At 67.9% G+C, this 6709-nt stretch carries 7 protein-coding genes; 2 read left to right on the top strand and 5 right to left on the bottom strand.

The annotated features are described in order from the left end of the window. Window positions 1–258: 258 nt before the first annotated feature. The gene (locus EJK15_RS46110) at window positions 259–1434 is read left to right on the top strand and encodes a serine/threonine-protein kinase (protein WP_138716801.1); all 1176 of its coding nucleotides are present in this window, start codon (window positions 259–261) and stop codon (window positions 1432–1434) included. 57 nt (window positions 1435–1491) lie between these two features. On the opposite strand, the gene EJK15_RS46105 is transcribed toward EJK15_RS46110, so the two are convergent. The 5 genes from EJK15_RS46105 to EJK15_RS46085 all read right to left on the bottom strand — a co-directional run bounded on the left by EJK15_RS46105 (window position 1492) and on the right by EJK15_RS46085 (window position 5049). Next, window positions 1492–2385 (bottom strand): hypothetical protein, encoded by an 894-nt coding sequence (locus EJK15_RS46105; protein WP_138716800.1) that lies wholly within the window; start codon window positions 2383–2385, stop codon window positions 1492–1494. A 136-nt stretch (window positions 2386–2521) separates the two neighbouring features. Then, on the bottom strand, window positions 2522–3463 hold the full coding sequence (gene nuoH, locus EJK15_RS46100; protein ID WP_138716799.1) for an NADH-quinone oxidoreductase subunit NuoH: 942 nt from the start codon (window positions 3461–3463) through the stop codon (window positions 2522–2524). 95 nt (window positions 3464–3558) lie between these two features. After that, the gene (locus EJK15_RS46095; protein ID WP_138716798.1) at window positions 3559–4101 is read right to left on the bottom strand and encodes an NADH-quinone oxidoreductase subunit C; all 543 of its coding nucleotides are present in this window, start codon (window positions 4099–4101) and stop codon (window positions 3559–3561) included. Continuing rightward, window positions 4098–4628, bottom strand: coding sequence for an NADH-quinone oxidoreductase subunit B (locus tag EJK15_RS46090; RefSeq protein WP_138716797.1), 531 nt, complete (start codon window positions 4626–4628; stop codon window positions 4098–4100). The genes EJK15_RS46095 and EJK15_RS46090 overlap by 4 nt, the downstream gene beginning before the upstream one ends. A 49-nt stretch (window positions 4629–4677) precedes the next feature. Then, the gene (locus EJK15_RS46085) at window positions 4678–5049 is read right to left on the bottom strand and encodes an NADH-quinone oxidoreductase subunit A (protein WP_138716796.1); all 372 of its coding nucleotides are present in this window, start codon (window positions 5047–5049) and stop codon (window positions 4678–4680) included. Window positions 5050–5212: 163 nt separating this feature from the next. On the opposite strand from EJK15_RS46085, the gene EJK15_RS46080 reads away from it, so the two are divergent. Next, window positions 5213–6694: a polysaccharide deacetylase family protein gene (locus EJK15_RS46080; protein WP_138716795.1), complete on the top strand. Its 1482-nt coding sequence runs from the start codon at window positions 5213–5215 to the stop codon at window positions 6692–6694. The last annotated feature ends 15 nt before the right edge of the window (window positions 6695–6709 follow it).

The raw sequence follows: 6709 nt of genomic DNA, 5'->3' as shown, positions 1-6709 counted from the left end.
GACAGGAGCTGGGCCTCGGGATACTGCTGCGTGACGGATTTCCGCAGCATGTGGCGAAGAGTGATGGACAGCCCCTTCGCCAGTCCGACTCCCGGTATCTTCGCCATGTTCAACATCATTGCGCACTTAGTCCCGCAGGTGAATGAGCCAGCGCATTGTCCCCAGTTTTTCCACAGCCATCCACAGGTTAGCCGGTGGTTATCCACAAGCTGACCACATGCCCGGTATGAACCACGGCTGGGCGATAGTCTCTCGGCCATGCAGCACAGCCATCCGGTCCGCCCCAGCGGCGGGGCGTGGGCGGCCGGCGTCGTGTGGGCCTGCCTGCCCCTGTTCACCTGCGGTCTGGCGACCCCGTTCACCATCGGGTTCGCGGCTTTCTGGCTGCGCAGCGTCTTCCAGGTCGTTGCCGCCTCCGTCTATCTGGTCTGCATCGGCTCCTTCGTGATGGCGGCGGTCGCGTACGACAACGTCGACGAATTCCCGGAGCCGCTGGGTGGGCTGGTGACCGTGGGGCTCCTGGTCAGCTGGCTCGGCGGCGTCATCCATTCGGGGGTCCTGGTGCCCGTGATGGTGCGGGCGCGGCTCAGAGCGCCCGCGCACCGGCAACACCACGTGGATCTGCATCAGCGGACCACCGCGCCCACCTTTCAGCGGCGCCCCGGGGAGCCCGAGTGGATCGGGCACTATCGGGTGCTCAAGTCGCTCGGGCGCGGCGGGCAGGGGTCGGTTTACCTGGCCGCCGCGCCCAACGGGGTGCAGGTGGCGGTGAAGGTGCTGCACGATCTGGTCGACGAGACGGCGCGGGCGAGGTTCGCCCGGGAGGTGGACGCGGCTCGGCGGGTGGCGACGTTTTCCACAGCCCGGGTGCTGGACGTGAACATCACCGGGCAACACCCCTACATCGTCAGCGAGTACGTGGAGGGGCCTTCGCTGGAGCAGCTCGTGCGGAAGTACGGGCCGCGCGACGCGGACAGCCTGACGCGGCTGGCGTTATCCACAGCCGGGGCGCTGGCGGCCATCCACAAGGCGGGGATCGTTCATCGCGATTTCAAGCCGAGCAATGTGCTGATCGGGCACGACGGGCCGCGGGTGATCGACTTTGGGATCGCTCGGGCACTCGACCAGATGACCGTGACGTCCGGGAAGATGATGGGGACACCGCCCTACATGTCACCTGAGCAGCTGACCGGGGAGGCCGTAGGGCCTGCTTCCGATGTGTTCAGCTGGGCTGTGACGATCATGTTCGCGGCTACCGGGCGGCCGGCGTTCGGGGAGGACACGGTGCCTGCCGTCTTCAACCGGGTGCTCACGTTTCACCCGGACTTATCGCCATTGCCGCCTGCGTTACGTGGGATTGTGGGGGCTTGTCTCAACAAGCGTCCTGACGAACGGCCGTCGGCATCCGATGCGATGCTGGCGATCATCAACTGACACACGCACCGGCACCTCGGCACACCTGGTGCCGTCCGTGTGATGGAGAGACTGGCGTCAGGGGATGGCTTCCTTGGTGTTCCTGACCAGGGCGAGGTACTCCTCTCGCGACACCCGGTGCGCCGCCAGGAACAGACCGTGGCGTTTGGCGAAGCGGTCCACGTCGTCCGGAGGCCAGGGGCCGGGGAGGTGGTGGAGAGCCCGGCCGGTTCGGTCGAGGATGAAGAGACCGGTCAGATCGTCGTACCGGTAGAGGAACAGGCTGAAGACGCGACCGGGGACTTCACCCAGGCGGAGGTTGGCGACGACCTCGTTGCCCTGGATGATCTGGAGCTTGCCGGAATGTTTGCCGACCAGGTACGGGCCGCTGGGCGGGCCCAGGATCGAGCCCTGCCTGACGCGCCAGCGGTGAATGCGGGCTATGACGGGCCGTATGACCAGCAACGCGGGACTGAAGGCCACGACCAGCCATTTGGCCTCGACAATGTCGAGGATTATCCGGCCGATCGAGGCGACGCCGCGCCATGCGGCCCACATCCCCAGGGAGGCCAGGTAGGCCATGACACCCATTCCGACCACGCCCGCGCAAATGGCCACTGTTCTGCGCCATTTGGTGAGGAACGGGCGGGAGAGGCCGCGTATGCGTTGCCAGCCCGGGGCGCGGCCGGCGAGGACCGTCCGTACCTGTCCAGAGGGCTGGTCGCGGGCGTCCACCAGCGGGATTCCGGCTCTTTGCGCGAACCTCTCCAGGTGGGGCGGGTGCCAGTCGCCCGGCAGGTCGAGCAGGACCAGGCCGTCGGCGTCCAGCGCGGCCAAGCCCTGTACGGAATGGGGCTCGTCGCCTTTCTTCAGGTCATAGCGGTAGTGGTAGAGGCGTTCCGGTGTCAGGCGTACCGAATGGCCTGAGGCCTTGTCGGTGACCGCCAGGGCCGGACCGTCGGTGGTCAGCATGGTTGTGGGGCATCGACTGCCCTTTGTCGCGCCCGCTACTGGAAGAAGTTCGTACATTCGTCATACCCCCAGAGGCCCCCGTTCAGATATGACGAATAAGGCGAACGTAAAGTTTCCACAAAAGGCGGCGCGGTGCTCAGATGAGGACCTTGACGACTCCGGTGAGGGCCAGCTGAACGAGGGCGAGGGGCACGAGGCCGGCCCAGGCGAGTTTCTGGAGCTGGTCCTCGCGCAGCCGCGGATAGGTGACACGGAGCCAGATCACCACGAACGCCAGCACGAAGACCTTGACCAGCGTCCACAGCCAGCCGGGCAGGAACGGCCCGTGCCAGCCGCCCAGGAACAGGACGGTGGTCAGGAAGGACAGCACCACGATCCCGGCGTACTCGGCGAGCATGAACAGGGCGAAACGCATGCCGGTGTACTCCGTCATCGGGCCCATGATGATCTCGGACTCGGCGATCGGCATGTCGAACGGAGGCCGGCGCAGCTCCGCCAGGCCGGCCAGGAAGAAGACCACGCCGCCGATCGCCTGCCACGGCAGCCACCACCACTGCCACGCCTCCACGATCCCCGGGATCGACAGCGTGCCCGCGGCCATCGCCACCGAGGAGGCCGCCAGCACCAGCGGCAGCTCGTACGACATGAGCTGGGCGGCCGACCGCATGCCCCCGAGCACCGAGTACTTGTTGGCCGAGGCCCACCCGGCCATGATCGACCCCAGTACGCCGATGCCCATGACGGCGAGCACGAAGAAGAGGCCGAGGTCGAGGTCCACGGCCACCCGGCCGCGGTCGATGGGGATGGCGATCAGCACGACCAGGTACGGGACGAGCGCCACGCCGGGAGCGATCATGAAGATGCGGCGGTCTGCCGCGGCCGGGATGACGTCCTCCTTCTGCGCGAACTTCACCCCGTCGGCGATGAGCTGCGCCCAGCCGTGGAAGCCGCCCGCGTACATGGGGCCGAGCCGCGACTGCATGTGGGCCATGACCTTGTGCTCGGTCTGCCCGACGATCAGGGGGAACACCAGGAACACGATGAGGATGACGGCGAAGCTCAGCACCACGTCAAGCATCGGGCGGCTCCCAGTCGCTCTGCGCCACTACGAGGATCGGGCTCACGTCACGGTCCGGGGCCGCCGCGCGAATCGGGCGGCCGCGGCGCGGCAGGTCAGGCATCGGGTGTGCCCCAGTCGGCCGGGACTCCGGGTGGCAGTGTCTTGCGGCGGCTCGGGGCGCCGTGCCCGGATTCGCCGGGCTCCTTGGCGCCGGGCCACGCCTTGGCCACGCGGGCGGCCAGGATGAAGTCCTTGCGCAGCGGGTGGCCTTCGAAGCCGTCGGGCAGCAGCAGCGGCACCAGGTAGGGATGACCGTCGAAGATCACGCCGAACATCTCGTACGTCTCGCGCTCGTGCCAGTTCGCACCCCGGTAGACGCCGACGGCGGTGGGCAGGTGCGGGTCGGCGCGCGGCACCCGGGTGCGCAGCAGCAGGCGCTCGCCGGCGGCCTGGTTGTAGACGTGGACCACGACCTGGAAGGCTTCGGGCGGGTCGTCGACCCCCGTCAGCCAGTCGAAGAACGCGTAGCCGAGGTCGTCGCGGACGAACGTCAGCAGCTCGATCCAGTCGGCGGGGGCGACGTCGACCGTGGTGTCGCCGTACGACTCGGAGATCTGGGCGCGGTCGCCGAAACGCTCCGAGATCCCGGCGTTCATGCCTGGTCCGCGTGCGAGCGGGACCACACGTAGCGGTCGCTGAGCTTCTCCGCGGCGATCTTCTCCTGGAGCTTCATGATGCCGTAGAGGAGAGCCTCGGGTCTGGGCGGGCAGCCGGGCACGTAGATGTCCACAGGGATGATCTGGTCCACGCCGTTGGTCACGCAGTAGGAGTCCCAGTAGGGGCCGCCGGTGTTGGAGCAGGCGCCGAACGAGATCACGTATTTCGGGTCGGGCATCTGCTCGTAGAGCCGCTTCACGGCCGGGGCCATCTTGTCGGTGACCGTGCCCGAGACGATCATGAGGTCGGCCTGCCGCGGGCCGTTCGCGAACGGGATCACGCCGAACCGGATGAAGTCGTGCCTGCTCATCGACGTCGCGATGAACTCGATCGCGCAGCAGGCCAGCCCGAAGTTGAACACCCACAGCGAATAGCGGCGGCCCCAGTTGAGCACGAACCGCATCGGCTTGGGTGCCAATCGGGAGATCGGCCCCACCGTGGGCATCGGGAGATCCGTTGCTGCCATACTGACCATTGTTGCGCGGATCGCCGGCCAGGCAAAGAAGCGTCCCGATCTAGGTCCAGGTGAGCACGCGCTTTCGCCACGCGTACACGATGCCCAGGGCGATGAAGCCCAGGAACACGAACATCTCCACCAGCGTCGTCACCCCGTAGCCGGGCGCGTCGAAGACGGTGGCCCAGGGGAACAGGAAGACGGCGTCCACCGCGAACACGACGTACAGGTACGTGAAGACGTAGTAGCGGACCTGCGACTGCGCCCACCCCTCGCCCACCGGGTCGACCCCGCACTCGTACGTGGTCAGCTTTTCTGGCGTGGGACGGGTCGGGCGGAGGAGGCGGTTGGCCATGAGGGCCCCGGCCACGATGGCGACGCCGATGGCGAGCAACGCGGCGACCAGCACGTACGACCCGAAATAGCCGTCCATGACGTGATCGTAACCCAGTAACCCAGCGACAACCCAGGGGACGGACCCAGCGACCGCCCGGAACAGCAGGGAGCGAGTCGCAAACCGAGGGTCGGTCAAAGCCTCGCACCCGATCACCCCAAATCGGGGTAAACAGAAAGATCGGCAACATACCCTGACACCCATGCACAAATTGCGATTCTTTTCCGGAATCGCTCTGCTGGCCCTCTCGGCCGGAGGATGCGGCCTGGCCGCCTCCTCTCCCGAGCGGGACATCATTGTCCCGGCAGAGCCGACGTTGATCGACTTTGCCGATCCGGCGGCCGTCACCGGCCTGTCCACCAGGACGCTGACCGGCCGGGACTCCTCCAGCAGCCGATACGTGCACATCGCCTACCCCGAGCTGGCCGACGCCCCCGCGCTCAACAAGGCGCTGCGCGCGCGGGCCCAGCGGCAGCTGCGCGACTTCCGCGAGCGAACCAAGGGCAGCGTCGCGTACCCGCGTCCCGAGCTGAACGTGAACTGGCAACTGGCCGCCGCCTCCCCCAAGGCGGTCGCGGTACGGCTGCGCACCGGCGAGTTCCTGGGGACGAGGTGGGACAACTCCACGCGGACGTACTGGTTCGATCCGGGCGAGAACCAGGCGGTCGGGTCCACCGGGCTGCTGGCCGGCCAGAGCGCGCTGGACGCGCTCGCGGCGCTGGTCAGGGAGCAGCTCACGGAGCGCGGGTCGCAGGTCGAACGGGACGCGGTGACGGGCGGCGGTGACCAGTTCGACTCGATGGCGTTCAACCGGAACGGGGACCTGGTGGTCGAGTTCGACGACTGCCAGATCGGGACGTGCTCGCTGGGGCGGCTGGCCGTGGCCGTCCCGGCGGGGCAGGTGGCGCCGCTGCTGTCCGGCCTGGGGCGGCGGGCTCAGGCGAGCGCCCGGGAGGCGGTGGCCACCGGCTACGTCTCCGACGACGAAGGCGCCCCGTTGCCCAGGAACAATCCCGCCGCCGTCAGCAACAAGGCGGGGACCGTGGACTGCGCCAAGGTCAAGTGCGTCGCGCTGACGTTCGACGACGGGCCGGGGCCGCGCACAGGACGGCTGCTGGACCTCCTGGTGGAGGGCCGGGCGCGGGCCACGTTCTTCGCGGTCGGCAACGGCGCCGTCGCGCAGCCCGAGCTGCTGCGCAGGATGAGCGCGGACGGTCACCTGATCGGGAACCACAGCTGGGCGCACCGGGACCTGTCGAAGCAGCCGACCAGCAAGATCACCGACTCCCTCGCGCGTACCGCGGACGCGGTCGCGGCGGCCATCGGGCAGGCGCCGACGCTGGTGCGGCCGCCGTACGGGGCCGTGAGCCAGGACCTGCGCAACGTCGCGCGCGATATGGGGTACTCGCTCGTCACCTGGAACGTCGACACCGAGGATCAGCGGGACGGCACGGCGGCGGACATCGCGAACACCGTCGTGCGCAAGGCGCATCCAGGTGCGATCATTCGTATGCACGACACCGATCGCGAGACCGTTGACGCGGTTCCGGACATCCTCAAAAGGTTGCGCGGGAAGGGATACAGCTTCGTAACCGTTCCTGAGTTGTACGGCTCTGCACGAATGCAGGCCGGACGCCTGTACAGGTCAGGGAGCGAGCCATCCCGTAAGCAGCCCCTGACGTAGCGCACGTGTTGGGGG

The sequence above is a fragment of the Nonomuraea basaltis genome, from assembly GCF_005893125.1.
GTDB classification, from domain to species: Bacteria; Actinomycetota; Actinomycetes; order Streptosporangiales; family Streptosporangiaceae; genus Nonomuraea; species Nonomuraea basaltis.
The sequence above is the reverse complement of the archived record's forward strand: the minus strand, read 5'-3'. Positions and strand labels throughout refer to the sequence as shown.